General features: G+C 72.3%; 25 protein-coding genes. 11 read left to right on the top strand and 14 right to left on the bottom strand.

The genetic code is table 11. The annotated features are described in order from the left end of the window. Window positions 1–920: 920 nt before the first annotated feature. Window positions 921–1,475, bottom strand: coding sequence for a flavoprotein (locus NQU55_RS04590; protein WP_168092801.1), 555 nt, complete (start codon window positions 1,473–1,475; stop codon window positions 921–923). Then, complete coding sequence (locus tag NQU55_RS04585) at window positions 1,472–2,809, bottom strand: hypothetical protein (RefSeq protein WP_168092800.1); 1,338 nt, start codon at window positions 2,807–2,809, stop codon at window positions 1,472–1,474. Before NQU55_RS04585 ends, NQU55_RS04590 begins: the two co-directional genes overlap by 4 nt. 138 nt (window positions 2,810–2,947) lie before the next feature. Here NQU55_RS04585 and NQU55_RS04580 point away from each other — a divergent pair, with 138 nt between their 5' ends. Then, complete coding sequence (locus tag NQU55_RS04580; RefSeq protein ID WP_168092799.1) at window positions 2,948–3,454, top strand: hypothetical protein; 507 nt, start codon at window positions 2,948–2,950, stop codon at window positions 3,452–3,454. On the opposite strand, the gene mshD is transcribed toward NQU55_RS04580, so the two are convergent. Beyond that, window positions 3,451–4,374, bottom strand: a complete 924-nt coding sequence (gene mshD, locus NQU55_RS04575) for a mycothiol synthase (RefSeq protein WP_168092798.1) — start codon at window positions 4,372–4,374, stop codon at window positions 3,451–3,453. The two genes, NQU55_RS04580 and mshD, sit on opposite strands and share 4 nt — an antisense overlap. A 132-nt stretch (window positions 4,375–4,506) precedes the next feature. Between mshD and NQU55_RS04570 the strand changes: the two genes are divergently transcribed. After that, window positions 4,507–6,312 carry a bifunctional metallophosphatase/5'-nucleotidase gene (locus tag NQU55_RS04570; protein WP_168092797.1) on the top strand — a complete coding sequence of 602 codons (1,806 nt, stop codon included), beginning with the start codon at window positions 4,507–4,509 and terminating at the stop codon, window positions 6,310–6,312. Window positions 6,313–6,455: 143 nt separating this feature from the next. Here the strand turns inward: NQU55_RS04570 and NQU55_RS04565 are convergent, their stop codons facing one another. Both NQU55_RS04565 and NQU55_RS04560 read right to left on the bottom strand, forming a co-directional pair. Continuing rightward, window positions 6,456–6,866, bottom strand: coding sequence for a YidB family protein (locus NQU55_RS04565; RefSeq protein WP_168092796.1), 411 nt, complete (start codon window positions 6,864–6,866; stop codon window positions 6,456–6,458). Window positions 6,867–6,951: 85 nt separating this feature from the next. Next, entirely contained in the window at window positions 6,952–7,812 is an 861-nt protein-coding gene (locus tag NQU55_RS04560; RefSeq protein WP_168092795.1) for a helix-turn-helix domain-containing protein, read from the bottom strand. A 136-nt stretch (window positions 7,813–7,948) separates the two neighbouring features. Between NQU55_RS04560 and NQU55_RS04555 the strand changes: the two genes are divergently transcribed. Next, window positions 7,949–8,419, top strand: a complete 471-nt coding sequence (locus NQU55_RS04555) for a hypothetical protein (RefSeq protein WP_168092794.1) — start codon at window positions 7,949–7,951, stop codon at window positions 8,417–8,419. Between the two features lie 162 nt (window positions 8,420–8,581). Next, a complete protein-coding gene (locus NQU55_RS04550; RefSeq protein ID WP_168092793.1) occupies window positions 8,582–9,505 on the top strand; it encodes an ATP-grasp domain-containing protein in 924 nt (307 codons plus the stop codon). A 92-nt stretch (window positions 9,506–9,597) separates the two neighbouring features. Here the strand turns inward: NQU55_RS04550 and NQU55_RS04545 are convergent, their stop codons facing one another. From NQU55_RS04545 to NQU55_RS04525, 5 genes are all read right to left on the bottom strand, one after another. Beyond that, complete coding sequence (locus NQU55_RS04545; RefSeq protein ID WP_168092792.1) at window positions 9,598–10,989, bottom strand: sensor histidine kinase; 1,392 nt, start codon at window positions 10,987–10,989, stop codon at window positions 9,598–9,600. Beyond that, complete coding sequence (locus NQU55_RS04540) at window positions 10,986–11,711, bottom strand: response regulator transcription factor (RefSeq protein WP_168092791.1); 726 nt, start codon at window positions 11,709–11,711, stop codon at window positions 10,986–10,988. Before NQU55_RS04540 ends, NQU55_RS04545 begins: the two co-directional genes overlap by 4 nt. Before the next feature lie 59 nt (window positions 11,712–11,770). Continuing rightward, a complete protein-coding gene (locus tag NQU55_RS04535) occupies window positions 11,771–12,880 on the bottom strand; it encodes a S1C family serine protease (protein WP_168092790.1) in 1,110 nt (369 codons plus the stop codon). 241 nt (window positions 12,881–13,121) lie between these two features. Then, window positions 13,122–13,649 (bottom strand): hypothetical protein, encoded by a 528-nt coding sequence (locus NQU55_RS04530; RefSeq protein WP_168092789.1) that lies wholly within the window; start codon window positions 13,647–13,649, stop codon window positions 13,122–13,124. Between the two features lie 79 nt (window positions 13,650–13,728). Then, window positions 13,729–14,796: a helix-turn-helix transcriptional regulator gene (locus NQU55_RS04525; protein WP_240976347.1), complete on the bottom strand. Its 1,068-nt coding sequence runs from the start codon at window positions 14,794–14,796 to the stop codon at window positions 13,729–13,731. A gap of 129 nt (window positions 14,797–14,925) precedes the next feature. Here NQU55_RS04525 and NQU55_RS04520 point away from each other — a divergent pair, with 129 nt between their 5' ends. Next, entirely contained in the window at window positions 14,926–15,156 is a 231-nt protein-coding gene (locus NQU55_RS04520; protein ID WP_168092788.1) for a hypothetical protein, read from the top strand. Between the two features lie 58 nt (window positions 15,157–15,214). Next, window positions 15,215–15,439, top strand: coding sequence for a response regulator transcription factor (locus NQU55_RS04515; RefSeq protein WP_168092787.1), 225 nt, complete (start codon window positions 15,215–15,217; stop codon window positions 15,437–15,439). Window positions 15,440–15,470: 31 nt separating this feature from the next. Here the strand turns inward: NQU55_RS04515 and NQU55_RS04510 are convergent, their stop codons facing one another. Together NQU55_RS04510 and NQU55_RS04505 are read right to left on the bottom strand one after the other, a co-directional pair. Beyond that, window positions 15,471–16,496, bottom strand: coding sequence for a LacI family DNA-binding transcriptional regulator (locus tag NQU55_RS04510; protein ID WP_168092786.1), 1,026 nt, complete (start codon window positions 16,494–16,496; stop codon window positions 15,471–15,473). A 24-nt stretch (window positions 16,497–16,520) separates the two neighbouring features. Beyond that, window positions 16,521–17,297 (bottom strand): response regulator transcription factor, encoded by a 777-nt coding sequence (locus NQU55_RS04505; protein ID WP_168092785.1) that lies wholly within the window; start codon window positions 17,295–17,297, stop codon window positions 16,521–16,523. A 241-nt stretch (window positions 17,298–17,538) separates the two neighbouring features. Between NQU55_RS04505 and NQU55_RS04500 the strand changes: the two genes are divergently transcribed. Next, window positions 17,539–18,402: an alpha/beta hydrolase family protein gene (locus NQU55_RS04500; RefSeq protein WP_168092784.1), complete on the top strand. Its 864-nt coding sequence runs from the start codon at window positions 17,539–17,541 to the stop codon at window positions 18,400–18,402. A gap of 180 nt (window positions 18,403–18,582) precedes the next feature. Here the strand turns inward: NQU55_RS04500 and NQU55_RS04495 are convergent, their stop codons facing one another. Together NQU55_RS04495 and NQU55_RS04490 are read right to left on the bottom strand one after the other, a co-directional pair. Continuing rightward, window positions 18,583–20,484, bottom strand: a complete 1,902-nt coding sequence (locus NQU55_RS04495) for an ABC transporter ATP-binding protein (protein WP_256789962.1) — start codon at window positions 20,482–20,484, stop codon at window positions 18,583–18,585. A gap of 179 nt (window positions 20,485–20,663) precedes the next feature. Continuing rightward, window positions 20,664–22,397, bottom strand: a complete 1,734-nt coding sequence (locus NQU55_RS04490; protein WP_168096185.1) for an ABC transporter ATP-binding protein — start codon at window positions 22,395–22,397, stop codon at window positions 20,664–20,666. Between the two features lie 184 nt (window positions 22,398–22,581). Between NQU55_RS04490 and NQU55_RS04485 the strand changes: the two genes are divergently transcribed. The 4 genes from NQU55_RS04485 to NQU55_RS37045 all read left to right on the top strand — a co-directional run bounded on the left by NQU55_RS04485 (window position 22,582) and on the right by NQU55_RS37045 (window position 25,291). Continuing rightward, window positions 22,582–22,827, top strand: coding sequence for a MoaD/ThiS family protein (locus tag NQU55_RS04485; protein WP_058047069.1), 246 nt, complete (start codon window positions 22,582–22,584; stop codon window positions 22,825–22,827). Between the two features lie 10 nt (window positions 22,828–22,837). Continuing rightward, window positions 22,838–24,181 (top strand): chromosomal replication initiator protein DnaA, encoded by a 1,344-nt coding sequence (locus tag NQU55_RS04480; protein ID WP_256789792.1) that lies wholly within the window; start codon window positions 22,838–22,840, stop codon window positions 24,179–24,181. Between the two features lie 97 nt (window positions 24,182–24,278). Continuing rightward, window positions 24,279–24,992, top strand: coding sequence for an LmeA family phospholipid-binding protein (locus NQU55_RS04475; protein ID WP_168096105.1), 714 nt, complete (start codon window positions 24,279–24,281; stop codon window positions 24,990–24,992). A gap of 218 nt (window positions 24,993–25,210) precedes the next feature. Beyond that, entirely contained in the window at window positions 25,211–25,291 is an 81-nt protein-coding gene (locus NQU55_RS37045; protein ID WP_359104787.1) for a putative leader peptide, read from the top strand. Window positions 25,292–25,343: the final 52 nt, after the last annotated feature.

The following is a 25,343-nucleotide window of genomic DNA, read 5'->3' as shown; positions in this document are numbered from 1 at the left end:
GGTGGTGGACGACCCCTGGGAGGTGGGCGGTCAGGGCCTCGCGGAATTCCGCCATCGGCGCACCCCGCAGAAACCACTCCCCGGCCAGTGGCGCCAGCCTGGCCACATCCGGCGCCGACAGTCGCAGCCGCCGCTCACTACGGGATACCACTGCCAGCGCCTGAGCTCCGCGCTCGACCAGGGACGCAGGCGGCTCAGGCAGTGCCTCAGCCGCCGGGGAGGGAGGGTGGAGGTTGTTCTCACCGTTGTTGTCTTCGGGGGAACGGCCGACGGACCGGCCCGTCGGCTCACCGGTGGCCGGAATCCCGCCCGTCGGCCGCCCGTCCGGCACGCGGCCGTCCCACACAGCAATCGCCTCCGCCGCGGACAGGGGCACGCTGGACACCATCTGGGTCGTCGCCCACCGTCCGGTCGCTCCCTGACGCCGCCACTCGTGCAGGTAACCCTCGGCCAGGAGTTGGCGCTTCGCCCGAATGAACGCAACTTTCTTGATCCCTGCCCGCTCCGCCGTCTTCGAAAGTGCTTCGTTCGCACCGTCCGGAAGCGATAGCTGCCAGGTCAGCAGGCGGACGGCGTCGGATGACAGACGCGGGTGGCGAAGAATCTCATTGGAGACCTGCGTGAAGAAGGACGCAGGAGGGATAGCATGCCTGAGCATTCCTGAGGAGCGCTTTCTCCTTGCGGGTGCAGACCCCCGGGCCCGGTGTTGCTGCACCGCCGGGGGTCGCCTCGTTTCCCTACGAAGCAACCCGATGCGCGCACCGTAGCCCGAGAACGCAGACAGGCACGCCACGCGGTCCAAGTCCCTTCCCCACGGGGTGAATCGCGCGACTTGACGGCTGGCTCGCCTGCTCCTGTGCTCTATGCTGCCATCCCGCCGCTCCAGGTCGACCTGCCTTGATCTCAGCCCTCGACTACGGTCAGGGCGCCAGACCCTCCACGGCGTCCAGGGCAAGGTGCCACGGATACGACGGGCGCCGTTCCTCACCCGTACCTGGCGCGTGGGGTGTCCACTCGCCTTCTCCGTGCAGCACTCGGACGCCGGTGCCGCGCAGCGTTTCCACGGCACGTCGCGTGGCGGGGTGGGAATCCAGGGCCGTCGACCAGAAGGGAAGGGCGACCACGGGCAGTCCCAGTCCGACAGCCTCGGCGACCAGGCCGAGGGCGTACGTGTCGGCGATGCCGGCGGCCCATTTGTTGGCGGTGTTCATCGTCATCGGCGCCACGACGACGGCATCCGCCGGGGGGTTGCGTTTCTCCTCGCCGGTTCGGCGCCAAGCGCTGCGCACGGGCCGACCCGTAGCGGCCTCCAGAGCAGGCCGGTCGATGAAGCCACCGTCGGCGGCGGCCGGAGTGGCGATCACGCACACGTCCCAGCCGCGGTCCCTGGCCGCGTCCACCAAACGCACGGCGTCCACGGCGGGGCCCGCCGCACAGATGATCAGGTACAGCACCCGGCATGGACTCGTACTCATACCGCCACCTGTGCCCTCGCTGCCAGGGACCGCAGCACGGGGACCCGGCCGCCCCGGTCCCGCATCAGCAAGTCTCCGATCAGCTCCCGGACCACGGGGCGGGACCGAACCTCCTCCGGGGCCTCCTTCTCGGCTGCGAGCAGGGCGGACGTGGCCTTCTCGACTCTCCCGCAGGCGCGCAGGGCACGAGCGACGTCCGTCCAGAAGACAGCACGCCGTTCCGCGACAGCCAGTGCCCTGACATCCACCTTCCGCGCCTCTGCAAGCGCTCGACCGGCATCCCCGAGGGTGAGGGCGATGGAAACCCTGTGCAGGAGCACATTGTTCGGCCCGAACGCGGTCCCCTGCAGGTTCGACTCCTCCAGGAGACCGGCCGCCCTCCCGGCCTCGTCCAAGAGCGCCTCGGCCATATCGCGGTCGTCGGCCACCGAGGCGGCCCACGCCCCTCGGAGCAGCAAGGCGCCGAAGACGGCGACCGTGCCGGGGCTGGACCGGGACACTCCACCGGAGATCTCGTCCGTCCCCCGGACGGCAACGCCGACTCCTTGCCGATGGTGGCCGACCGCAGTTACCGCGTGGGTCAGAATGCGCGAAGCCGAAGCGACGGCCGCCGCGTCCTCGGTCCGACGAGCCGCCGCCATGGACCGCTCGGCAGCGACCCACGCAGATGGGGCATCGTCGTTCTTCAACAGAAGTGAAGCGGCTACGTGATAGGCCTCGACTGCGACGCGATCGATCTTGCGCCGCTCTTCGCCTGATCCGCGCCGGGGTTCGAGCGCGACGAGCAGGTCCGGCAAGCTCCTGGCCACGCTGGAATAGCGGCACCGCTGAATCTGCCGCTTCGCCGAAGCGGACGCCCATGCCAGAGCCTCGGTGGTGCTGGGCTCTGCCCGGCAGCCCGCAGCGCCTGTGAGGACGGTCCGCAACCGGTCCAATGGATCGGCCCTGGTCCGGGCAAGGACCTCCTCAGGAGAGGACGGAACACTCACCGCACCGACCGCGGCAAGCGAGCAGGCCACGAAGTCGCGTCTCTTCACAGGGCCATCGTGCGGCCGGCCCGCCGCAGCGGTCTGCCCGGCATTCCGAACCGGCCGGGCGAACCCCAGCTCTTCAGCGGACTTCCGGAGGAGGGCCTGGAGAACCATCCGCGCAGAGGGATGGGGCCAGCCCGGCTTCCGCGATTCCCAGCGGCGGACCTGCCGGACCGAGACCGTCAGCTTGAAACCCAGCTCGCGAGCCATGCCCTCGAACGCTTCGGCGAACTCCTCCTGCGTGTGCAGCCCCTGAGCAACTCTGGCCCGTACGAACAACGGGTTCCCCGGCATGTCCGCCACGGCCGCCTCCCCAGTGCGTCACTGCTCAAGGTAGTCCGCTGACCGCTGCGCCACTGGGAGAATGTCCTGCGATATGTCCGCGCAAGCGTCCGCGGATCCGGCCTGGTCCGTGGCCTCGCCGAGCGATGTTCTGTTGGCATGAGAACTCCAGTCGTCGAAGAGCCGATCCCGTCCGTCTCCCACCGGCACGCCGAGGACGACCCCATGGCCGCCGTCTCCCGGTGGCTGTCCCGTGCGTCGTACGACCCTGCCACCACCCTCGCCCTCTGGTCGGCCGGCGAGACGGCTCCCCTGCTGGTCGGGTGGGAGTGGAGGCTCGTCCGGATCGACTTCACTCCGGCGACCGCCGCCGTCACCGGGCTCAGGGCCCGTGGGCGCCACATCGGCCCCTACCTGATGGGCGGCGCGGAACATGCCATGTGGTGGCTGCTTCCGCTCGGTGAGGGCGGCGTCCGCTTCGCCGGTACCCCCGGTGTCACCCCGTACCCCAAGGGCTCCGAGCTCTTCGTGCCGCCGCCGGGCACATACCGCGGCGGCCGCGTCTGGGTCCTCCCCGATCCCGCAGAGGATCGGTGGAGCACCCTGACCGCGACTGCGGACCTCCGCGAGGCCCTGGGAGCCGCCCGCGCAGCCAGGACCGCCTAGCTCTCCGTGCGGTACATCAAGTCCGTTTCGTGGATCTGGAAGCCCAGGCCCTCGTAGACCGCCACCGCCGCCGCGTTGTCGGCGTCCACGTAGAGCATGGCCGTGGGGAGGCCCTGGCCGGCCAGGTGGCGGAGGCCGATGGCGGTGAGGGACTTGCCGAGGCCGCCGCCCTGGGCGCCCGGGGCCACGCCGAGGACGTAGACCTCGCCGAGGCCCTCCTCGGCGTGGACCTTCGTCCAGTGGAAGGCGACGATCCGGCCGTCCTTCTCGGCGAGGAAGAAGCCCTTGGGGTCGAACCAGCCGGCGGCCTTGCGGTCGTCGAGGTCGCGCTGGACGAGCGAGCCCTGCTCGGGGTGGTGGGCGAAGGCCGCCGCGTTCACCGCGAGCCACTCCGTGTCGTCCTCGCCCGGGCGGAAGGTCCGCACGGTCACCCCGGGGGGCAGCACCGGGTCGGGGAGGTCGAGGTCGTGCAGGGGGCGCCGCATCTGACGGAGTTCGCGGAAGAGGCTCAGGCCGAGCACCTGAGCCAGGTGCCGTGCCGCGGGGTGGCCGCCGTGCGCCCAGATCCGCAGCCGCTTGCCGGACTCGTGCAGCAGCGCCGAGCCGAGCGCCCGCCCGTGCCCGCGCCCCCGGCAGGAGGGGTGGACCACGAGCTCGCCGGCGGGCGCCTCGACCGGGTCGCTGTCCTCCAGCTGCCCGTAGCCCACGAGCTCCCCGCCGCCCGTGCGGAGCAGCACGTGCCGCACGCCCGCCCGCCGGCCCTTCAGCTGCAGCCGTCCCTGCTCGGAGACGGCCGGCTGCCCGTCGACCGCCGCGGCCTCCGTCACCAGCCGCAGCACGTCCTGCGCCACCTCGGGCGGGAGTTCCTCCAGCACCTCGACCGACCGCTGTCCGTTCGCGTTGTTCGTGACGTCGCTCATGGTGCGAGCCTACGACGCGGGTGACGCCGAATCGTCACAGCCAACCCTGCTGACGTTCTACGCGGGTTGATCTAGGCTGCCGCAGACCATTCCACCCACCTCTCACTCGCAAACATGCATAAAGGGGAACACATGCACGCGACGCCGCCACGCAAGCGCATGGCGAGACGGCTGACCGCGACCGCAGCCGCGCTCGCCGCCACCGCCGGTGTCCTGGCCACGGCCGCTCCGGCCGACGCCCTCTCCTACGGCCGTACGGGCCGCACCGTCGACGTACAGCTGCTCTCCTTCAACGACCTCCACGGCAACCTGGAGCCCCCGCAGGGCTCCTCGGGCACCGTGACGGAGGCCCAGCCGGACGGCACGTCGAAGGCGATACCCGCCGGCGGCATCGAGTACCTCGCCAACTCGCTGCGCTCCGCCCGCAAGGGCCACGAGTACTCGATCACCGCGGCGGCCGGCGACATGGTCGGCGCGAGCCCGCTGATGACCGGCCTCTTCCACGACGAGCCGACCATCGAGGCGCTCAACAAGATCAAGCTGGACGCCACCTCCGTCGGCAACCACGAGTTCGACGAGGGCCGTGCCGAGCTGCTGCGCATGCAGAAGGGCGGCTGCCACCCGAAGGAGGGCTGCTTCGAGAAGGGCAAGACCTTCCAGGGCGCGGACTTCCCCTACCTGGCGGCCAACGTCACCGACGAGAAGTCCGGCAAGCAGATCCTCAAGCCCTACACGGTGTGGAAGCACAAGGGCGTGAAGATCGGCATCATCGGCCTCACCCTGGAGGGCACGCCGGACGTCGTCACGGCCGAGGGCGTCAAGGGCCTGAAGTTCGCCGACGAGGTCGAGACGATCAACAAGTACGCCAAGGAGCTCGACCGCCAGGGCGTGAAGTCGATCGTCACGCTCATCCACGAGGGCGGCATGCCGGCCTCGGGCGCGTACAACTACGACTGCGACACCCCGGGCGCGGGCGCGGGCATCTCCGGCGCGATCGTGGACATCGCGAAGAAGGTCACGCCGAAGGTGGACGCCCTGGTCACGGGCCACACCCACCAGGCCTACGCCTGCACCATCCCCGACCCGTCGGGTGCCCCGCGCACGGTGACCTCGGCCGCCTCCTTCGGCCGCGTGTTCACCGACACGACGCTGACGTACGACCGCCGCACCAAGGACATCGTCCGCACGACGGTCAAGAGCCCGCGGGCGAAGAACCACGTCGTCAACCGTGAGCAGCCCAAGGCCGCGGACATGACCAAGCTCATCGACCGCTGGAAGACCCTGGCGGCGCCGGTGGCCAACAAGCCCGTCGGCTACATCACCGCCGACATCAACGGCCGCGGCTCCGAGGCCTACGAGAAGCCGCTCGGCGACGTCATCGCCGACGCCCAGCTGGAGGCCCTGGCCCCGGCCGACAAGGGCGGCGCCCAGATCGCCTTCATGAACCCCGGCGGCATCCGCTCCGACCTCGCCTTCAAGGCGTCGGGCGGCGAGGGCGACGGCGTCGTGACGTACGGCGAGGCGTTCACCGTCCAGCCGTTCACGAACATGATGCAGACGAAGACCCTCACCGGTGCGCAGGTCATCGCGGCGCTCCAGCAGCAGGTCAGCGGCCCGAACGAGGCCCAGCCGAAGATCCTGCAGATCAGCAAGGGCCTGACCTACACCCTGGACCTGACGAAGAAGGGCGCCGACCGCGTCCCGGCCGCGTCGGTCAAGCTGAACGGCACCGCGGTCGACCCGGCGAAGAGCTACCGCGTCGCGGGCAACGAGTTCCTGATGGGCGGCGGCGACGGCTTCCCCGCCTTCAAGGAGGGCACCGACAAGCGCGTCGGCGCGTCCGACCTGGACGTCTTCAACGCCTACCTGACGGCCCACTCGTCGAAGGGCGCCCCGCTGGCCCCGCCGGCGGCGGACCGCATCACGGTCATCAAGTAACGCCTCAGGCACACCGCCCGAGCGGACGGCCCCGGAGTACGCCGGGGCCGTCCGCTCTCTCACGGCTGCTCCCTTACGGCTGCTCCCTTACGACTGCTGCCTTACGACTGCTGCCTTACGACTGCTGCCTTACGACTGCTCTCTTACGACTGCTGCCGGATCAGGTCCTCCAGCGACCCCTCCGGCACCTCGCCGGCCGGGGTCAGCTTGTCGACCGCCTGCGGCAGGGTCCGGGCGATCTCGTCGGCCGCCTCCTCGGGGGTGACGCCCGCCTGCTGCGCCACGTGGTCGAGCGCCTGGTACGGCAGGGCCTGGGCCACCTCGGGGCCGCTGACCTCCTGGTTCGCCCCGTTGCCGACCCACGAGTCGGTCTTCGCCGCCAAGCCGCCCTCCTTGAGCGTGTCCAGCAGGGCGCCGAGGGGGTTGCTGCCCGCGCCGTGCGTGCCGGCTCCGCCGAGCGAGGTGAGCAGCGAGGCCAGCAGGTTGCCGCCCTTGCCGCCCCCGCTGCCGCCGCCGAGCAGCCCGCCCAGCAGGTCCCCCAGCTCGTTGCTCATCGCTGCCGCCTCCTCGATCGCCTCATGACGAGAGCCTTACCCCCGGAGGTCCGTCCCAGGGTCCGGGTTCTGCAGATTCACCCGTTCACCTGCCCTCCAGGGCGCGGACGATGTCCAGGATCAGGTCCCGGGACCTCCGCTCGCCCAGGGCGACGGACTCCATGCGGTCGAGCACCATCCGGTAGCGGTCCAATTGCGCCGCCGCGTCGACCAGTTCCGAGCCGTGCTCGCGGTCGACGTGCACGGTGTCCAGCTGGGGCACCGGGCCGACCGCGAACAGCGTGGACTGCCCCGAGCCGGGGAACGCCCCGGCGTCGAAGGGGATCACCAGCACCCTGATGTGCTCGCGCTCGCTCATGGCGAGGATGTGCCGCAGCTGCGGCCCCGCGACGGGCGGGCCGCCGAAGCGCATGCGCAGGGCGGCCTCGTGGACGATCGCCGTGTACGGGGTGGGGTCGTCGCGGTAGAGGACGGCCTGCCGCTTGATGCGGTGCGAGACCCGGTGCTCCACCTCGGGCGGGGACAGGGGCGGCACGACCTGGCGGAAGATCTCGCGGCAGTGCTCGGCCGTCTGCAGCAGGCCGGGCAGGTGGGCGACGTACGAGGCGCGCAGGGCCACCGCGTGGTGTTCGAGCTCGGCCAGGTCCAGCAGCCCGGCGGGGAGGATCTCGCGGTACTCCTCCCACCAGCCGCGCTTGCGCTCCCCGGCCATCTCGATCAGGGCCGCGACCAGCGCTTCGTCGGAGCAGGAGTAGTTGCGCGCCAGGGCGCGCAGGCGCTCGGCGCTCACCCCGTAGCGGCTGGCCTCGATGTTGCTGATCTGCGCCTGGTTGGTGCCCAGGAGCCGCCCGGCCTCGGTGGACGTCAGGCCCGCGCGCTCGCGCAGCTTGCGCAGTTCGGCACCGAGGCGGAGTTGACGCGCCGTCGGGCTGCTCCTCACCGGCATCTCTCGCCTCTCCCGCACGTCACCCACATGGGTGCTTACCGAAGTAGTTCTGCCGACGCCGCTAAATACCTTTGGCCGGGCGGCGTACGGTGGTGGGCAGCGCCACTCACCTGCTCGCCTCGTCAGAGGAGCCAGCATGGCCACGGTATCGCCGCAGACCCCCTGGTCGTACGCCCTCGACCTGCCCCACGACCCGCGGTCCGCCCGCGCAGCGCGCTCCGTAGCGCATTCCACCGTCCGCACCGTCCTGGAGGCGTACGGACTGGACGAACTGACCGATGAAGCCGGGAGGTTGACGGAGGAACTGCTCACCTCAGGCTACCGGGGCCCGCACCCCGCCACGTCGCTCCGGCTCACCCATCTGCCGCCGCTGGGGGTCGGGATCACCGTGTCGTACGGCCGGGGGCGGGAGGTGGCGGCGGTCGCGTGGTCGTCCCGGTTGCGAGGATCGCGTGACATGCCGGTCACGCTAGACGGCGCGGTCGGTCCGGCAGGTGCGGAGCGTCCGGGATCCGCCGGAAATGGTGGTGACCGCACCGGTATTGACGGGCAGGGCCACGCAATCGTGCGTTCATCTGCGCTTCACGCAGCACAACCCCAAAAGTGAAGGTTGGAAAAACCATCTGCCTTGCAAACAGATGACAGAGGGGCAAATCACACCCTGGTCAATTGAACAGACCACGCGGTATGTGTTTGTGTGGAGTCATGGCTGCCGTGCCGCGGAGGGGAGCACGGCGGCCCTTCCCCGGCCAGAAATGAGACCGGCATCGTGGCCGATCACATCGTCATCGTCGAAGCACTCACCGGCGGCAGCGGCCTGCGCCTCGTCGAGGACGCGGTCCGCAGGGCCGGCCGCGTCACGTTCGTCACCCGCGACAAGGGCCGCTACGCCCACGACCCGCTCCGCCACCTGCTGGAGTCCGGACCGGTCGCGGTCCGCGTCCGCGAGACCCGGTCCGCAAAGGAGCTGGCCGGGCTCTTCCAGGAGCTGCGCGACGGTGGCGAGTTCACACTGATCGCCCCCGACGAGCAGTACCTGCTGCCCGCCGCCACCGCCGCCGAGGAGCTGGGCATCCCCTTCCTGCCCACCGCGTCCGTGCGGCTCACCCGGGACAAGCACGCCTTCCGGCAGGCCTGCGCCGCCGGATCCGTCCCGGCCCCGCGCAGCACCGCCGCGCCGGACCTCGCCGGCGCCCTCGCCGCCGCGGAGGCCACCGGCTACCCGGTCGTCCTCAAGCCGTCCATCGGGTCGGGCGGTTACGGCGTCGTCTCCGCGGCCGACGCCGACGAGCTGCGCTGGCACTTCGCCGAGGTGCTGGACGAGTGCGACGGGACGGGCGGCGTGCCGCTCGTCGAGGAGTTCCTCGTGGGCCCCGCCGTCAGCGCCGAGGTGCTCTACTCCGGCGGCACCCCGCAGCTCCTCGGCATCAGCGACCGCACCATGAGCGAGCTCCCGTACTTCATGGAGCTCGCGATCCGCTCCCCCGCCGACCTCTCCCCCCGGGTCCACCGGCGGATCGAGCGGATCTGCGCCGACCTGGCCCGGCTGCTGGCCTACGAGAACGGGCCCGCGCACATCGAGTTCGCGCTCACGGCCGAGGGGCCGAAGGTCGTGGAGTTCACCCCGGGCTTCGCCGGGCGGGAGCCGGCCGGCCGGGCGCCCGGGCTGCGCGACTTCCGGATCACCGCGTAACTCCCGGATCACGCGCAGCCGGGCGACGTCCTGACGGGCGCGAAACGCCCGGCCCCTGCCTGCCCGCCCGGCCTCTGCCTGCCCGCCCGCCCCTACAGCGCGGGCGGCGCCACAGGCGCCCCCGGCAGCCGCACCGAGGCGACCGTCCCGCCGCCCTCCGCCGGCCGCAGGGCCACCTCGCCGCCCGCCTGCTGCACCGTGCGGGCCACGATGGACAGGCCCAGGCCGCTGCCCGGCATGCTGCGGGCGGACGGCGAGCGCCAGAAGCGGTCGAAGACGTGCGGGAGTTCGTCGGGGGCGATGCCCGGGCCGTGGTCGCGCACGGTGAGCTCGCCGGCGGGCGACAGGGTCACCTCCACGACGCCGCCCGGCGGGCTGAACTTGACCGCGTTGTCGAGCAGGTTGACCAGGGCCCTTTCCAGGGCGGCCGGTTCGGCGCGCACGTACCAGCTCTCCAGGTGCACCCGGAAGGTCAGCCCGGAGCCGCGCAGCCGGGCCCGTTCCACGGCCCGCCCGGCCGCCTCGTGCAGGGCGATCACCTGGACGGGGCCGCTGCCGGGGTCGGCGTCGGGGCGGGAGAGCTCCTGCAGGTCGCCGATGAGCGCGGCCAGTTCGGTCATCTGCGCGCGGACGCTGGCGAGCAGTTCCTTGCGGTCCTCGGGCGGGATCGCGCGCCCGGTCTCCTCGCTGCGCACCAGCAGGTCGATGTTGGTGCGCAGGGAGGTGAGGGGGGTGCGAAGTTCGTGCCCGGCGTCGGCGATGAGCTGCTGCTGCCGGTCGCGGGAGGAGGCGAGGGCGGCGGTCATGGCGTTGAAGGAGCGCGAGAGGCGGGCGATCTCGTCCTCGCCCTCGACGGGGATGCGGACGGCCAGGTCCTCGGTGCGGGCGATGTGCTCGACGGCGCCGGTGAGCCGGTCGACGGGGCGCAGCCCGGCCCGGGCGATCCACGCGCCCGCGGTGGCGGCGAGGAGGACGCCCACGCCCGCGGTGACGGCGAGGACGGCGGCGAGCGCGTTCAGGGGCCGGTCGATCTCGCTGACCGGCTGGGCGATGGAGACGGCGGTGCCGGGCACGGGCCCGGGCGAGGTCGCGACCCGCATCTCCGTGCCGTCCTCGGCCTGCGCGTCGTGCAGGGTCCGGCCCTCCCGCCCCTGGGCGACGAGGAGGTCGCCGGCCTCCACCTTGATGGGGGACTTGCCGACCGTGCTGCAGACGAAGCCCTCGCCGGTGATGATCTGCACGGTGTAGGGGCGGAAGAGGGTGGACGGGCCGGTGGGGACGGAGCCGCAGTTGCGCAGCAGCGTCTTGACCGTGGCGTCGTCCGCGCGGACGCTCGTCAGGGTCGTGTCCCGCTGGTGCTCCAGCTCCTGCCGGGTGACCAGCCAGCACGCGGCGGCCGCGGCGGCCACGGCGACGGCGACGGCGGCCGCGGTCAGCAGCGCCAGCCGGGAGCGCAGCGGCAGCCGCTGGAATCTCGCGATCATTCGGCGCCGTCCGCCCTGAGGACGTAGCCCACTCCGCGCACGGTGTGCACGAGGCGCGCCTCGCCGCCGGCCTCGGTCTTGCGGCGCAGGTACATCACGTACACGTCCAGGGAGTTGGACGACGGCTCGAACTCGAAGCCCCAGACGGCCTTGAGGATCTGCTCGCGGGTGAGGACCTGCCGGGGGTGGGCGAGGAAGAGCTCCAGCAGCGTGAACTCCGTGCGGGTCAGTTCCACGGGCCGGTCGCCGCGGGTGACCTCGCGGGTGTCGAGGTTCATCCGCAGGTCGGCGAAGGTGAGCGTGGCGGAGGCGGCGGGGGCGGTCGTCGCGTAGGCGCTGCGGCGCAGCAGGGCGCGGATGCGGGCCAGCAGCTCGTCGAGCTCGAAGGGTTTGACGAGGTAGTCGTCGGCGCCGGCGTCGAGGCCGGTGACGCGGTCGCCCACGGTGTCGCGGGCGGTCAGCATGAGGACGGGCACGGTGACGCCGGAGGCGCGCAGGCGGCGGGCGGCGGTGAGGCCGTCCATGCGCGGCATGAGGACGTCGAGCACGATCAGCTCCGGGTCGAAGGCGGTGACCTTGGCGAGCGCGTCGAGCCCGTCGACGGCCTGCTCGGTGGCGTACCCCTCGAAGGCGAGGCTGCGGCGCAGGGCCTCGCGGACGGCGGGCTCGTCGTCCACGATCAGGATGCGGGCGGGCTGGTCGCCGTGGTCGGCGGGGCTCATCGGCTTTACCTCACGGATGCGGGGGTCGGGGTGCTTCTCAGCCTCGCACGGCCGTGCGCTCAGCTGTCGCCGCCACCCGCCCGGAGCTTGGCCAGGTCCGCCTTGACGGTGTCGACGGGGATGGCGAAGCCGAGGCCGACGCTGCCCGCGGAGTCGCCGGAGCCGGTGGCGGAACTCGGGGCGTACATGGCCGAGTTGATGCCGATGATCTCGCCGTTCATGTTGATGAGCGCGCCGCCGGAGTTGCCGGGGTTGAGGGAGGCGTCGGTCTGGATGGCCTTGTACGTGGTCTTGGAGGAGCCGGTGTCGCCGTTGTACTGGTTGCCGCCGAACTCGAAGGGCCACTGCGGGCCGCCGCGGCGCTGCCGCTCCTGCCCCTGGCCCTGCTCCTTGGAGACGGTCACGTCGCGGTTCAGGGCGGAGACTATGCCGCTGGTGACGGTGCCGGTGAGGCCCTCGGGGGAGCCGATGGCGACGACCTCGTCGCCGACCCCGACCTTGCCGGAGTCGCCGAGCTTGGCGGCCTTCAGCCCGCTCGCCCCCTGCACCTTGATCAGGGCGAGGTCCTTGCCGGGGTCGGTGCCGACGACCTTGGCGGCCTTGGTGCTGCCGTCGCTGAGGACGACCTGCACCGTGTCGGCGCCCGCGACGACGTGGTTGTTGGTGACGATCTCGCCGTCGCCCGTGATGATCACGCCGGAGCCGGTGGACTGCCCGCCGGCCGTCGAGGCCTTGATCTCCACGATGCTCGGGCTCACGGCCTTGGCGACGGCGGCCACCCCGCCGTTGCTCCTGGAGGAGGCGTTCTGGACGGGCGTGGACTGGCTGACGTGGTCGGCGCGGCTGGTGAGCTCGCCGACGAGGGCGGCCGAGCCGCCGCCGACGACCGCGGCGACGATCGCCACGGCGGCGAGCAGCGCCACGGGCTTGCGGGCGCGGTGGCCACGGGGGGCCGGGGGCTGCGGGGCGGGCTCGGCGAACCCGGCGTACGGGGCCCGGCCGCCGCCCCCGCCGTGGCCCGCGCCGTCACCGGGCCAGACGGTCACCCCACTGGCGGTGGTGACCGGCTGCTGCGGCGGGTACGCGGGGTACTCCGGGTACCCGGGGTACCCGGGGTGCGAGGAGTGCTGCGGGTCCTGGGCGCCGTGGGGGCGAGTGCTGTCCGTCATGGGCACGACTCTGCTGCCCGCAGATGAGAACTGTCTGAGGGAGCACTGAAAACGGGCCGAGAAGTCCGTTCGTTCCGTATAAGGGTCCCGCGGTCCGTATAAGGGTCCGCGGTCCGTATAAGGCTCCGCGGCGGGGACCGGGCCGATCGCCCCGCGCCCGCCGCACAGCGCGAGGCGGCTCTGGGGGGTTCGCCGCCTCGCGCTCGCTCCATCCTGGGGCGGGCCCGGTGTGCCGCGAAAGTCACGTGTTCGCGGTTCCCGGCCGGCGGTACCGGCCGTCGGGGAGCACGTGCGGGCCCAGGGCGAGCCGGACGTCGCGGGATTCCCGGGCGGGCCGGGAGCGCGTCGCGTACCCGGCGGGCACGTAGAGCACCTCTCCGGCGCGCAGCCGCAGCTCCTGCCCGGCGCCGCACTCGGCCGTGACCGCGGCGGGCCGGTCCGGGGGCCGGAGCTGCCACCCGCTGCTCCCCTCCTGCTGGAGGACCAGCAGGTCGTAGGGCGCGGCAGCCGGTTCGGCGGCCGGGCGGGCGGGGGCGGGCAGTGCCGCCACGGGGTGGCCGAGCCGCAGGGCGAGCGCGTCGGCCAGTTCACCGGGCGGGTGGTGCCGGCCGTCCGGCCCGGTGTGCTCCGGCCACAGCAGCCCGGGCCGTCCGGGCCGCTGGTGGACGCGGACGAAGAGGACCAGCTCGGACAGCAGACGGGCGTCCGCCTGCGAGCGCCGCGGGCCGTGCGCGGCGTGTGGTTCACCCGGGGTGAGCAGGCCCGTCATGGTGTTCCTCCCTCTGCCGCGGACGCGGGTGCCGCGGCGGCGCCGAGAACACTGCCGAGGCGTCAGAGGGGCGGGAAAGTCACGGCTTTGCGCCACAGGGCGGGGCCGTCGGCGCGGCCGCGTCCTCCAGCAGCCCCTGCCGGGCCGCGGCGACGCCGGCCTGGAAGCGGCTCTCGGCGGACAGCTGGTCCATGATGTCGGCGATGTGGCGGCGCGTGGTGCGCAGGGCCATGCCCAGCCGGCGGGCGACCGCCTCGTCCTTCAGCCCCGCGGCCAGCAGCTGCAGGATGGTGCGGTCGAGTTCGCCGGAGACCTTGGCGAGGCCGTCGTCGGCGGCGTTGGAGAACGGGGTGGCGGCTTCCCAGGTCTGGTCGAACAGCCGGCACAGGTAGGCGACGGTGTTGGGCTCGCGCAGGACGACCGCGCCCCAGGAGCCGTCGGCGGTCGGCAGGAACGCGGTCTCCCGGTCGAAGACGATGATGCGCCCGAAGAGCTCGTGGCTGGTGCGGTACTCGCCGCCCAGGGCGGAGGCGGCCGCCACGTAGGCCTGGCTGGGGCCGTGGAACCGCGCCGTGTGGTGGTACAACGTGCGCAGCCGCACGCCCCGTTCGAGCAGCGCCCGGTCCCGCAGCAGGGCCTCCTCCATCGCCTCCGGCACCCGGGAGCCGCCGCCGGGCTGGCTGGCCAGCACCTCTTCGCGGCAGTGGCCGGACATCCGGGTCAGGAGCGTGCGGACCTCCGGCAGGGTCGGGATCACCTCCAGGCCGCCGGCGCCCCCCGCGCCGCTCCGGTAGGCGGACGCGAAGCGCTCCGCGTCCGCCCGGATCCTGGCGACCTGGAGCTGCTGCTCGCGGATGCGGGCCTCCAGCGCGGCGATCCGGGGCCCCGCGGCCGCCTCCGGGGCCACGGCGCGCTCCCCCGACGGGTCGCCGGCGGCGGGCTGTATCAGCCCGGCCGCGCGCAGCCGGGCCAGCGCCGCCTCGGTCCGCTCCGGGCTCAGACCCAGGGCGCCGGCGGCGGCCGGGACGTCGACGCGCTGGTGCTCCAGCACCCAGGCGTACAGCGCCAGGTCCGCCTCGTCGGCGTCCGGCTCCGCACGACAAGCTTCACTTTGCCGGGTTTCTCCCATGACGCCCCCCTGCTTCATGCTGCCATGCAACTTGGTGAGGTATGTGATCGCTTGTGGCCAGGATACGGACCGAAGAGTCTGTTTCCTGTCACCGAAACCGCACTGACCTGCAAGGGTCAACCGCCCCTGCCCCCCTGGGAGATCACCGTGAAGCGCACCTTGCTGACCGCCGCCGTCGCCCCGCTGCTCGCCTTCGCGGCCCTCGCGCCCGGCGCGGCCTCCGCCGCCCCCGCCCCGGCGCAGGAGCGGCCGGTGGTGTCCGCGGCGCAGGACGAGCCCCGCCCCCCGGTCCTCACCCTGCCGACGACCCAGCGCTGCACCAACTGCGGCGGCCCGACCGACACGTCCTGGGGCGGCACGACGGGCCGGCAGAAGTGACCCCGCCGCGCCGCACCCGTATCCCGTCCAGGCCCGCCACCACCGCAGGGAGAGCCGCATGAACCCCGAAGCACCCGCCCTCACCGGCCGCGAGCGACAGGTGCTCCGCCTGCTCAGCAGCGGCGACACCATCTCCTCCATCGCCCGCCAGCTGCGCCTGAGCCCGCACACGGTCGACACCTACCTGCGCCGCCTGCGCACCAAGACGGGCGCCGCGAACCGCACCCAGCTCGCGGTCTACGCGGTCCGGAACGGGATCGCGGGTCACCTGGCGCAGTCCTGAGCGCGGCGCGCCGCGCTCCGGCCTCGCGCCGTCAGTCGCCGCAGCCGCAGGAGCGCCGGATCACCAGCGCCGACGGGAACTGCTTCAGCCGCTCGCGGCGCGTGCCCATCACCCGCAGCGAGTCGTCCAGGACGAGGTCCACCGCGGCGCGCGCCATGGCCTGGCGGTCGGAGGCGACCGTGGTCAGCGGTGGGTCGGTGAGGGCGGCTTCCTTGACGTCGTCGAAGCCGGCCACGGCGAGCTCGCCGGGCACGTCGATGCGCAGCTCCCGCGCCGCCCGCAGCACGCCGATCGCCTGGTCGTCCGTGGCGCAGAGCAGCGCCGGCGGGCGGTCGGGCCCGGAGAGCAGCTCCAGGGCGACCTTGTAGGCCTCGTAGCGGTTGTACGGGGCGGGGAAGAGCCGGCCCTCCAGGGACTTCCCGGCCTCCCGCATGGCGCGGCGCCAGCCCTCGACGTGGTCGGTGACGGGGTCGCCGATGGTGGGGGTGCGCTCCGTGCCGCCGAGGCAGGCCACGTAGGGGTGGCCGTGCTCCAGCAGGTGGCGGGTGGCCAGCTGGGCGCCGCCGACGTCGTCCGTGACGACGGCCACGTCGTCGATGGCGTCGGGGCGGCGGTGCATCAGGACCACCCGGGCGTCCCAGGCGTCGATCTCCGCGGCCGCGTGCTCGCTCGGGCCCTGGCTGATGAGGATCAGGCCGGAGACCCGCATGCCCAGGAAGGCGCGCAGGTAGTGCACCTCGCGCTCGTCGAGGTAGTCGGAGTTGCCGACGAGCACCATCTTGCCGCGCTCGGCCGCGGCCTGTTCGACCGCGTGCGCCATCTCCGCGAAGAAGGGCTGGCGGGCGTCCGGGATGATCAGGCCTATGAGGTCCGTGCGGCGGGACGCCATGGCCTGGGCGACCCGGTCCGGCCGGTACCCCAGCTCCTTGATCGCGGCCAGCACGCGCTCGCGCGTGGCCGGTGCCACCGGCCTCGGTCCGTTGTTGATGACATAGCTGACCACCGCGGTCGACGTCCCCGCCAGTCTCGCCACATCGTCCCGCGTCACCTTGGCCACGCGCGGAAGTCTACGCGGGTCCACTCACCGTTCGGCCGGGCGAGCGGCCCCGCTCTTCGCGGCCTCCGGCTCCTCCGCCCGCTGCGCCTTGGCGGAGTCCTTCGCCTTGCCCTCGCCGGGATTGTCGATCTTCTCGGGCACAACGAACCGATAACCGACATTCCGCACGGTGCCGATGAGCGACTCGTGCTCGGGACCGAGCTTCGCCCGCAGCCGCCGCACGTGCACGTCGACCGTGCGGGTGCCGCCGAAGTAGTCGTAGCCCCAGACCTCCTGCAGCAGCTGGGCGCGCGTGAAGACCCGGCCCGGGTGCTGGGCGAGGTACTTCAGCAGCTCGAACTCCTTGAAGGTGAGATCCAGCACCCGCCCCTTGAGCTTGGCGCTGTACGTGGCCTCGTCGACGGAGAGGTCGCCGGTGCGGATCTCCATGGGGCTGTCGTCCGTCGTGATCTGCTGGCGGCCCATCGCCAGTCGCAGCCGCGCCTCGACCTCGGCCGGGCCCGCGGTGTCGAGCAGGACGTCGTCCACGCCCCAGTCGGCGGTGACGGCCGCGAGGCCGCCCTCGGTGACGACGAGGATCAGCGGGCAGCCCGGGCCCGTGGAGCGCAGGAGCTGGCAGAGGCTGCGCACGTGCGGAAGGTCACGCCGGCCGTCGATCAGTATGACGTCGGCGCCGGGGGTGTCCACGAGGGCCGGGCCCTCGGCGGGGGCCACCCGCACGCTGTGCAGGAGCAGGCCGAGCGCCGGGAGCACCTCCGTGGAGGGCTGGAGGGCATTGGTCAGGAGCAGCAGGGAACTCATCGGCTGCCACCCGCCTCACTGGTCGTACGGTCCTTGCGGACCCGCGCGCTTCGCTCGCCCATGACGTCGGTTCCTCCTCGGTCCCTGCGAAGGGGTACCACCCAGGGCCTTGCTCTGGGGGAGAGTGCGGCACTGCTTCGTACGGTTGCGTGCGTCCCAGCACTTGTCTCAGCACATGAATGCACAAAAGGACCCGGGGGCTACTCTGCCCGGATCCTCTCTGCCTAGCAGAATAACCCACATGACTTTCCGAGGTCCGGACGATTTTGCACGACCTTGTGTTTCGTCGATCACTTCGAGTGGTCATCGCATCGCGCTCTTGACAGCCGACGGTGTCCGCGTGGAGGCGGCGTACCAACCCTGCACGGGAGCGCGGACGCCCCCGCCGGACACCCCCGCGGTGGTGCTCGCGCACGGCTTCACCGGAGCCCTCGACCGGCCCGGGCTGCGCCGGGCTGCGCAGGTATTCGCCCAGCGTGCGGCCGTGATCACGTTCTCCTTCCGGGGGCACGGCGGCTCGGGCGGCCACTCCTCGGTCGGCGACCGCGAAGTGCTCGACCTGGCCGCGGCGGTGCGCTGGGCGCGCTCGCTCGGGCACGAGCGGGTGGCCACGGTGGGCTTCTCGATGGGCGGCTCGGTGGTGCTGCGGCACGCCGCGCTCTACGGCCCGGAACGGCGCGCGGAGTACGGGGAGCACACGGGGCGCACGGACGCACACGCCGACACGGTCGTGGCGGTAAGTGCGCCGTCGCGTTGGTATTACCGCGGTACCGCACCCATGCGGCGGCTGCATTGGGCGATCTCACGGCCCGCGGGGCGGCTGATCGCGCGCTACGGGCTGGGGACGCGGGTCCAGGCGGAGGACTGGGACCCGGTCCCGCTCTCCCCGGTGGAGGCGGTCCCGATGATCGCGCCCCGGCCGCTGCTGATCGTCCACGGCGACCGGGACGCGTACTTCCCGCTGGACCACCCGTACGCCCTCGCCGGCGCGGGCGATCCACAGTTCACGGAACTGTGGATCGAACGGGGCTTCGGCCATGCGGAGAACGCTGCGCGCGGCGAGCTCCTGGAACGGATCGCCCGCTGGGCGTGCGCTCACGCCTGACGGCGGGTCCGGCACCGCCGGGTCCCCGCGTCGTGGCGGCGCGCCGCCGCGGCGGCAAGGCTCTGAGAGGCCCGGCCTCTCAGGACCGCCGCCGCGGCGAGCCACCACCGCGGCGCGGGTCCGGCGGAATGCGGAGCCGCCGCAAGCGGCAAGCCCCGATCCGCCGGACGGCGCTCCGCGCTAGGCCTGCTCGGCGACCGGTTCCGCGAACTGTGCCTCGTACAGGCGCGCGTACGCGCCCTGCGCAGCCAGCAGCCCGTCGTGCGTGCCCTGTTCCACGATCCGGCCGGACTCCATCACGAGGATGACGTCCGCGTCGCGGATCGTGGACAGGCGGTGGGCGATCACGAAGCTCGTGCGGCCCGTGCGCAACCGGCCCATGGCCTGCTGGATGAGCACCTCCGTGCGGGTGTCGACGGAGCTCGTCGCCTCGTCCAGGACGAGGATCTCCGGCTCGGCCAGGAACGCCCGGGCGATGGTGATCAGCTGCTTCTCGCCGACGCTGACGTTGGAGCCCTCGTCGTCGATGACCGTGTCGTAGCCGTCCGGCAGGGTGCGCACGAAGCGGTCGACGTGCGTGGCCCGCGCCGCCTCGACGATCCTGTCCATGGAGGTGCCGGCGGGCGCCCCGTAGGAGATGTTCTCCGCGATCGTGCCGCCGAAGAGCCAGGTGTCCTGCAGGACCATGCCGATGTGGGAGCGCAGCTCCTCGCGCGACATGGCGGCGATGTCGGTGCCGTCGAGGGTGATGCGGCCGCCGCCCACCTCGTAGAAGCGCATGAGCAGGTTGACCAGCGTGGTCTTGCCGGCGCCGGTGGGGCCGACGATGGCGACGGTCTGGCCCGGCCGGACGGTCAGCGACAGGCCGTCGATGAGCGGCTTGTCGGCCTCGTAGCGGAAGGAGACCTCTTCGAAGGCCACCTCGCCGCGCACGCGGCCGGGCTTCGGGGCGTCCGCCGCGTCCGGGGACTGCTCCTCGGCGTCGAGCAGCTCGAAGACGCGCTCGGCGGAGGCGACGCCGGACTGCACGAGGCTGGCCATGGAGGCCACCTGGGTGAGGGGCTGGCTGAACTGGCGCGAGTACTGGACGAAGGCCTGCACGTCACCGATGGACAGCGCCCCGGAGGCGACCCGCAGTCCGCCGACGACGGCGACGAGCACGTAGTTCAGGTTGCCGATGAACATCATCGCGGGCTGGATGACGCCCGAGATGAACTGGGCCTTGAACCCGGCCTGGAAGAGGTCCTCGTTCTCCTTGCGGAAGATCTCCGCGGACTCCTTCTCGCGGCCGAAGACCTTCACCAGCGCGTGCCCGGTGTACATCTCCTCGATGTGGGCGTTGAGCGTGCCGGTGGTCTTCCACTGGGCGACGAACTGCGGCTGCGCCCGCTTGCCGATCTTCGTGGCGACGACGACGGACACCGGGACGGTGATCAGCGCCACCAGGGCCAGCAGCCAGGAGATCCAGAACATCACGGCCAGCACGCCGGTGATCGTCAGCAGCGAGGTGACGATCTGGCTCATCGTCTGCTGGAGGGTCTGCGCGATGTTGTCGATGTCGTTGGTGGCGCGGGAGAGCACCTCGCCGCGGGCCTGCCTGTCGAAGTAGCTCAGCGGCAGCCGGCCGAGCTTCTCCTCGACCTGCCGGCGCAGCCGGAAGACGGCGCGCTGGACGACGGTGGTGGCGATGCGCGCCTGGACGAGGCCGAACAGGGACGCGCCGACGTAGATCAGCAGGACCCAGAACAGCACGTTGCCCACGGCGTCGAAGTCGATGCCGCGGCCGGGGGTGAAGTCGACCGAGCCCAGCAGGTCGGCGACGGTGCCGTCGCCCTGCTGACGCGTCCGCTCGACGGCCTCGGCCTTGCTGATGCCGTCGGGGAACTTGTCCCCGACGACGCCCGCGAAGATCAGGTCGGTGGCCCGGCCGAGGATCTTCGGTCCGATGACGGACAGGGCGACGCTCGCCACGCACAGGGCGAGCGCGACGGATATCAGGGCCCGCTCGGGTCTGAGGGTGCCCAGCAGCCGCTTGCTCGAACCGGCGAAGTCCATGGACCGCTCGGTGGGCTGGCCGCCCATGAAGCGGGCGATGCCGGTGGCGGGGGCGGGCCCGCGCCGGGCGGGTGCGGCCTTGCCCTCGGCTGCCTTGCCCTCCGCGGCCTTGCCCTCCGCGGGCCCGGCCTCGGTGGACCCGGCCTCGGTGGCTTGGGCCCCCGCGGCCTCGTCCCCGGCCGGGGAAGCCGGTTTCTCCGGGGTCGTCACGCCGCCTCCTCCTCGGTGAGCTGGGAGAGCACGATCTCCCGGTAGGTCTCGTTGCCGGCCATCAGCTCGGCGTGGGTGCCGGTGCCGACGACGCGGCCCTCGTCCAGGACGACGATGCGGTCGGCGTCGCGGATCGTGGACACGCGCTGGGCGACGATGACGACGGTCGCGTCCCCGGTCTCGCGGGCCAGCGCGGCCCGCAGCCGGGCGTCGGTGGCGTAGTCGAGGGCGGAGAAGGAGTCGTCGAAGAGATAGATGTCCGGCTTGCGGACCAGGGCGCGGGCGATGGCCAGGCGCTGGCGCTGCCCGCCGGAGACGTTCGTGCCGCCCTGGGCGATGGGCGCCTCCAGGCCGGCCTCCATGCTCTCGACGAAGTCACGGGCCTGCGCCGTCTCCAGCGCCGCCCACAGCTCCTCGTCGGTCGCGTCGGGGCGTCCGTAGCGCAGGTTGGAGGCGACGGTGCCGGTGAAGAGGTACGGCTTCTGCGGGACGAGGCCGACGGCCTCGGAGGAGCGGGCGGGGTCGAGCTCGCGGACGTCCACGCCGCCCACCCGCACCGTGCCGGCGGTCGCGTCGAACAGCCGCGGGATCAGGCCGAGCAGCGTGGACTTGCCGCTGCCCGTGGAGCCGATGACGGCCGTGATCTCGCCGGGCCGGGCGACGAGCGAGACGTCCCGCAGGACGGGCTCCTCCGCGCCGGGGTAGCGGAACTCGACGCCGTCGAGCTCCAGGTGACCGCCGCTGCGCAGCTCGGTGACCGGGCGCGCCGGGGGCACCACGCTGGAGTCGGTGGCCAGGACCTCCTGGACGCGCTCGGCGCAGACCTCCGCGCGCGGCACCATCATGAACATGAAGGTGGCCATCATGACGGCCATCAGGATCTGCATGAGGTAGCTGAGGAACGCCGTCAGCGCGCCGATCTCCATGTCGCCGCTCTCGATGCGGTGGCCGCCGAACCACAGGACGGCGATGGAGGAGAGGTTCACGACCAGCATCACGGACGGGAACATCAGCGACATCAGCCGGCCGGCCTTGAGGGAGACGTCCATCAGATCGGCGTTCGCGCCGTCGAAACGTTCCCTCTCGTGCGCGTCGCGCACGAAGGCGCGGATGACGCGGATGCCGGTGATCTGCTCGCGCAGCACCCGGTTGACGGTGTCGATCTTGTCCTGCACCCCGCGGAAAATCGGTCGCATCCGCCAGATGATCAGCGAGACGATCACGCCGAGGACGGGGACGATGACGAGCAGCAGAGCGGACAGCGGCACGTCCTGCTCGAGCGCCATCAGGATGCCGCCCACGCACATGATGGGCGCGGAGACCATCAGCGTGAACGCCATGAGCACCAGCAGCTGGATCTGCTGGACGTCGTTGGTGGTGCGGGTGATCAGGGAGGGTGCGCCGAAGTGCCCCATCTCCCGTGCGGAGAAGGACTGCACCCGGTCGAAGACGGCGGCGCGCAGATCGCGGCCGACCGCCATGGCGGTACGGGCCCCGTAGTAGACCGCGCCGATCGCGCAGACGATCTGGACGAGGGTGACCGCGAGCATCCCGCCGCCGAGGGCGAGGATGTAACCGGTGTCACCCTTGACGACACCGTTGTCGACGATGTCGGCGTTGAGCGAGGGTAGGTAGAGCGTGGCAAGCGTCTGGACGAGCTGCAGGAGCACGATCAGCGCGATCGATGTGGAGTAGGGCCTCAGATACGCCCGTGATAGTCGGACCAGCACACCGGGCAGCGTAAGCGAGCGCCTCGCCGTGCGGCCTCCGTATTTACGGCGGCGGACGGCCTGTCGCCCGGTACCCGTCATCATGGGAGGCGGCAGAAGAAGGAAAGGGGTCGCCGTGGCGACGACAGAACCGGCACAACCGGTGAAACCGGCCCTGCCGGGGCAGCCGGGACCGGTGGGCACCATGCGGTACTGGGCCGCGGCGAAGGCCGCCACCGGTACGGCCGAGGAGCCGTACGCGGCGCGGACGCTCGCGGAGGCGCTGGACGCGGCCCGCCGGCGGCACGCGGGATCCCCCGAGTTCGCCCGGGTGCTGGTGCGCTGTTCGTTCCTGGTGGACGGCGCCCCGGTCGGCACCCGCGACCACGCATCGGTCCAACTGGCCGAGGGCGGCACCGTCGAGGTGCTCCCGCCCTTCGCAGGAGGGTGACCCCGGCAGCATGAGCAATCAGCCGCACCATACGTACGATCCGCAGGACCCGTACGACCCGTACAACGACGCCCGCACGCGGCGCTACGACGCGCAGTCCTACGACCAGGGCGGCGCCTACGGCTCGTACGACCAGCAGCAGCCGCAGCAGCAGGCACAGCAGCAGCACCATCAGCAGGGGCAGGGAGCGTACGGCGAGACGTACGGCTCCTACGACGCGTACGCGCAGCAGCCCCAGCACCCCCAGCAGCAGCAACCGCAGCAGTACCAGTGGCCGACCAACGGCGGCCAGGGCTACCCCGCGCAGCAGGAGGAGCCGGTCACCCAGACCTGGCAGACGCCCACCTGGGACACCGGCACGTGGCAGCAGCCGGCCGTCCCCGCCGAGGACCACGGCTACGACGCGTCCTGGCCCGGCGGCCCGCTCCCCCAGCAGCCCGCCGAGCCGTACGCGGCCGGCCGTCAGGCGCTCCCCGAGGAGCGCCCCGCGGGCGTCGTCTCCGGCCCGGTCCCCGGGGCCGCGCCCGTTCCGCACGAGCCGGGCCGGGTGCCGGAGCCGGTGCGCGAGCCCGTGCCGGGCGAGGTCGCCGACCGGCCGATGACGGCCGCGGAGAAGGCGAAGGCCGAGGGCCGCCCGCAGATCCTCTCGCCGGGCCTCAAGCCCGCCCTGATCACGACGGCGCTCGCCGCGCTGCTGGCGCTGACCGCGCCGCTCGGCCAGTTCGCGCTGGCGGTGCCGCTGGTGCTGCTGCAGGCCGTGACGGCCGCGGGCTGGTTCCGCCTGAACGGCATGTGGCCCGCCCGGCAGGGCATCGCGCTGGCGTTCATGGGCGGCGTGGCCGCCGACATCGGGATGCTGGCCACGGACTCCGTGCAGGCGCCGACCGTCGTCATCGGCACGCTCGGCGTGTGGATGCTGCTGGTCCTCGTCCTGCAGCTGCGCAGCCACGCCTCCCCGGACGAGCGGCTGTACGGGCTGACGGCGGCCGCCGCCGCGTCGGCCGTCACCGTCATCGCGGCCGGTCACCTGGCGGCCTCCTCGGACGCCGTCGTGGTCGGCGCCGCGGCCGTGGCCGCCGCCGCCCTGGCCCGGGCGCTGCCGCTGCCGTCCCTCGCCGCGCCCGTCGTGGCGCTGCTCGCGGCCGCGGGCTCGGGCGTGGCCACCGGCGGCCTGACGGACCTGGGCACGTCCGCCGCCCTGCTGGGCCTCGCCGCGGGCGCCTGCGCCCTGGTCGGCCTGCGCGTGGCGAGCTACGACTACCCGTCGCGGTTCGTGCACATGACGGCGGGCGTGGCCCTGCCGCTGGCGGCCGCGGCCCCGGCGGTCTACGTGCTCGGCCGCGTCCTGGGCTGATCGCCCGTCCCTCCCGCCGCAGCGGTCCGGTTAGGCTCCACGCATTGCAAGGGCAGTGCAGGAGCCTGACCGAGACCGGGGGAGCTGGAGAGACCGAATGCGCGCGATACGCATAACCCTGATCATCGCGGTGATACTGGGGGCCCTTTTCGTGGGCGCCGACCGCATCGCCGTCTACTTCGCCGAGGAGCAGGCGGCGGAGAAGATCCGCAGCAGTCAGGGGCTGACCGGCACCCCCGAGGTCTCCATCAAGGGATTCCCCTTCCTCACGCAGATCGCCGGCTCCTCGCTGGAGGAGGTCGAGGTCAAGCTCGACGGGGCGACCGCGAGCTCGGGCGGGCAGTCGATCCGGGTGTCGGGCTTCGACGCCAGGCTGCAGGACGTGAAGATCGACAGCAGCTTCTCCTCCGCCGTCGCGAGCCGGGCGACGGGCACGGCGCACCTGTCGTACGAGGACCTCAGCAAGGCCACCAACGACCCCACGGTGAAGGTCGGCTTCGGCGGGCAGGGCGCCGCCGGCAAGAGCCAGGTGAAGGTCACCGGCAAGGTGCAGCTCGCGGGGCTGCCCATCGAGCGCAGCGTCATCTCCACGGTCACGATCGTCAACGGCGACACCGTCCGGGTGCGGGCGGACCAGATCCCCGACGAGGCCCAGGCCTTCCCCGGCCTGGAGCGGGCGATCCGCCAGAAGACGGACTTCGACCGGCGCATCAGCGGCCTGCCGAAGGGCATCAAGCTGGACAAGGTCGTGGCGACGCAGGACGGTGTGGACATCACGCTGACCGGTTCGAACGTCAACCTGGCCGGCTGACCGGCCCGCTCCCCGGCCGGTTCCCGCCGGCTCCGTCCACGCTGCGAGACGCGGCCGTCCGGAGGGCAGACCTCCTGACGGCGCGGAGGCCCGGGGGCGCGGCACGGACGCCCTGCGGCGCCCTTCCGGCCCTCCAGTGTCCCGCTATCCGGAAGATCCCGTCTCACTATCCAACACACCGGTGACAGGCCCCGCCCCTCGTCCCTACGATCGGCTGCATGAAGCGACAGGCGGACCTCACGAAGCGGCGGGCAGTCGACCTGTGCCGCGTCGCCGCCATGCTCTGTCGTCATGTCTGACGGGAAACGTTCCCCTCATTTAGGGGAAGCCTTCCCCCGTCTCGTCTCCCAT

The organism is Streptomyces telluris, from assembly GCF_024519335.1.
Lineage (GTDB): Bacteria > Actinomycetota > Actinomycetes > Streptomycetales > Streptomycetaceae > Streptomyces > Streptomyces telluris.
The sequence above is the reverse complement of the archived record's forward strand: the minus strand, read 5'-3'. Positions and strand labels throughout refer to the sequence as shown.

Excerpts from the sequence above, each read along its gene's own strand:
- NQU55_RS04590 (WP_168092801.1), bottom strand. The coding sequence starts at position 1,475 with ATGAGTACGAGTCCATGCCGGGTGCTGTACCTGATCATCTGTGCGGCG.
- NQU55_RS04580 (WP_168092799.1), top strand. The coding sequence starts at position 2,948 with ATGAGAACTCCAGTCGTCGAAGAGCCGATCCCGTCCGTCTCCCACCGG.
- mshD (WP_168092798.1), bottom strand. The coding sequence starts at position 4,374 with ATGAGCGACGTCACGAACAACGCGAACGGACAGCGGTCGGTCGAGGTG.
- NQU55_RS04570 (WP_168092797.1), top strand. The coding sequence starts at position 4,507 with ATGCACGCGACGCCGCCACGCAAGCGCATGGCGAGACGGCTGACCGCG.
- NQU55_RS04565 (WP_168092796.1), bottom strand. The coding sequence starts at position 6,866 with ATGAGCAACGAGCTGGGGGACCTGCTGGGCGGGCTGCTCGGCGGCGGC.
- NQU55_RS04560 (WP_168092795.1), bottom strand. The coding sequence starts at position 7,812 with ATGCCGGTGAGGAGCAGCCCGACGGCGCGTCAACTCCGCCTCGGTGCC.
- NQU55_RS04555 (WP_168092794.1), top strand. The coding sequence starts at position 7,949 with ATGGCCACGGTATCGCCGCAGACCCCCTGGTCGTACGCCCTCGACCTG.
- NQU55_RS04545 (WP_168092792.1), bottom strand. The coding sequence starts at position 10,989 with ATGATCGCGAGATTCCAGCGGCTGCCGCTGCGCTCCCGGCTGGCGCTG.
- NQU55_RS04540 (WP_168092791.1), bottom strand. The coding sequence starts at position 11,711 with ATGAGCCCCGCCGACCACGGCGACCAGCCCGCCCGCATCCTGATCGTG.
- NQU55_RS04535 (WP_168092790.1), bottom strand. The coding sequence starts at position 12,880 with ATGACGGACAGCACTCGCCCCCACGGCGCCCAGGACCCGCAGCACTCC.
- NQU55_RS04530 (WP_168092789.1), bottom strand. The coding sequence starts at position 13,649 with ATGACGGGCCTGCTCACCCCGGGTGAACCACACGCCGCGCACGGCCCG.
- NQU55_RS04525 (WP_240976347.1), bottom strand. The coding sequence starts at position 14,796 with ATGAAGCAGGGGGGCGTCATGGGAGAAACCCGGCAAAGTGAAGCTTGT.
- NQU55_RS04515 (WP_168092787.1), top strand. The coding sequence starts at position 15,215 with ATGAACCCCGAAGCACCCGCCCTCACCGGCCGCGAGCGACAGGTGCTC.
- NQU55_RS04505 (WP_168092785.1), bottom strand. The coding sequence starts at position 17,297 with ATGAGTTCCCTGCTGCTCCTGACCAATGCCCTCCAGCCCTCCACGGAG.
- NQU55_RS04500 (WP_168092784.1), top strand. The coding sequence starts at position 17,539 with ATGACTTTCCGAGGTCCGGACGATTTTGCACGACCTTGTGTTTCGTCG.
- NQU55_RS04495 (WP_256789962.1), bottom strand. The coding sequence starts at position 20,484 with ATGGGCGGCCAGCCCACCGAGCGGTCCATGGACTTCGCCGGTTCGAGC.
- NQU55_RS04485 (WP_058047069.1), top strand. The coding sequence starts at position 22,582 with ATGCGGTACTGGGCCGCGGCGAAGGCCGCCACCGGTACGGCCGAGGAG.
- NQU55_RS04480 (WP_256789792.1), top strand. The coding sequence starts at position 22,838 with ATGAGCAATCAGCCGCACCATACGTACGATCCGCAGGACCCGTACGAC.
- NQU55_RS04475 (WP_168096105.1), top strand. The coding sequence starts at position 24,279 with ATGCGCGCGATACGCATAACCCTGATCATCGCGGTGATACTGGGGGCC.
- NQU55_RS37045 (WP_359104787.1), top strand. The coding sequence starts at position 25,211 with ATGAAGCGACAGGCGGACCTCACGAAGCGGCGGGCAGTCGACCTGTGC.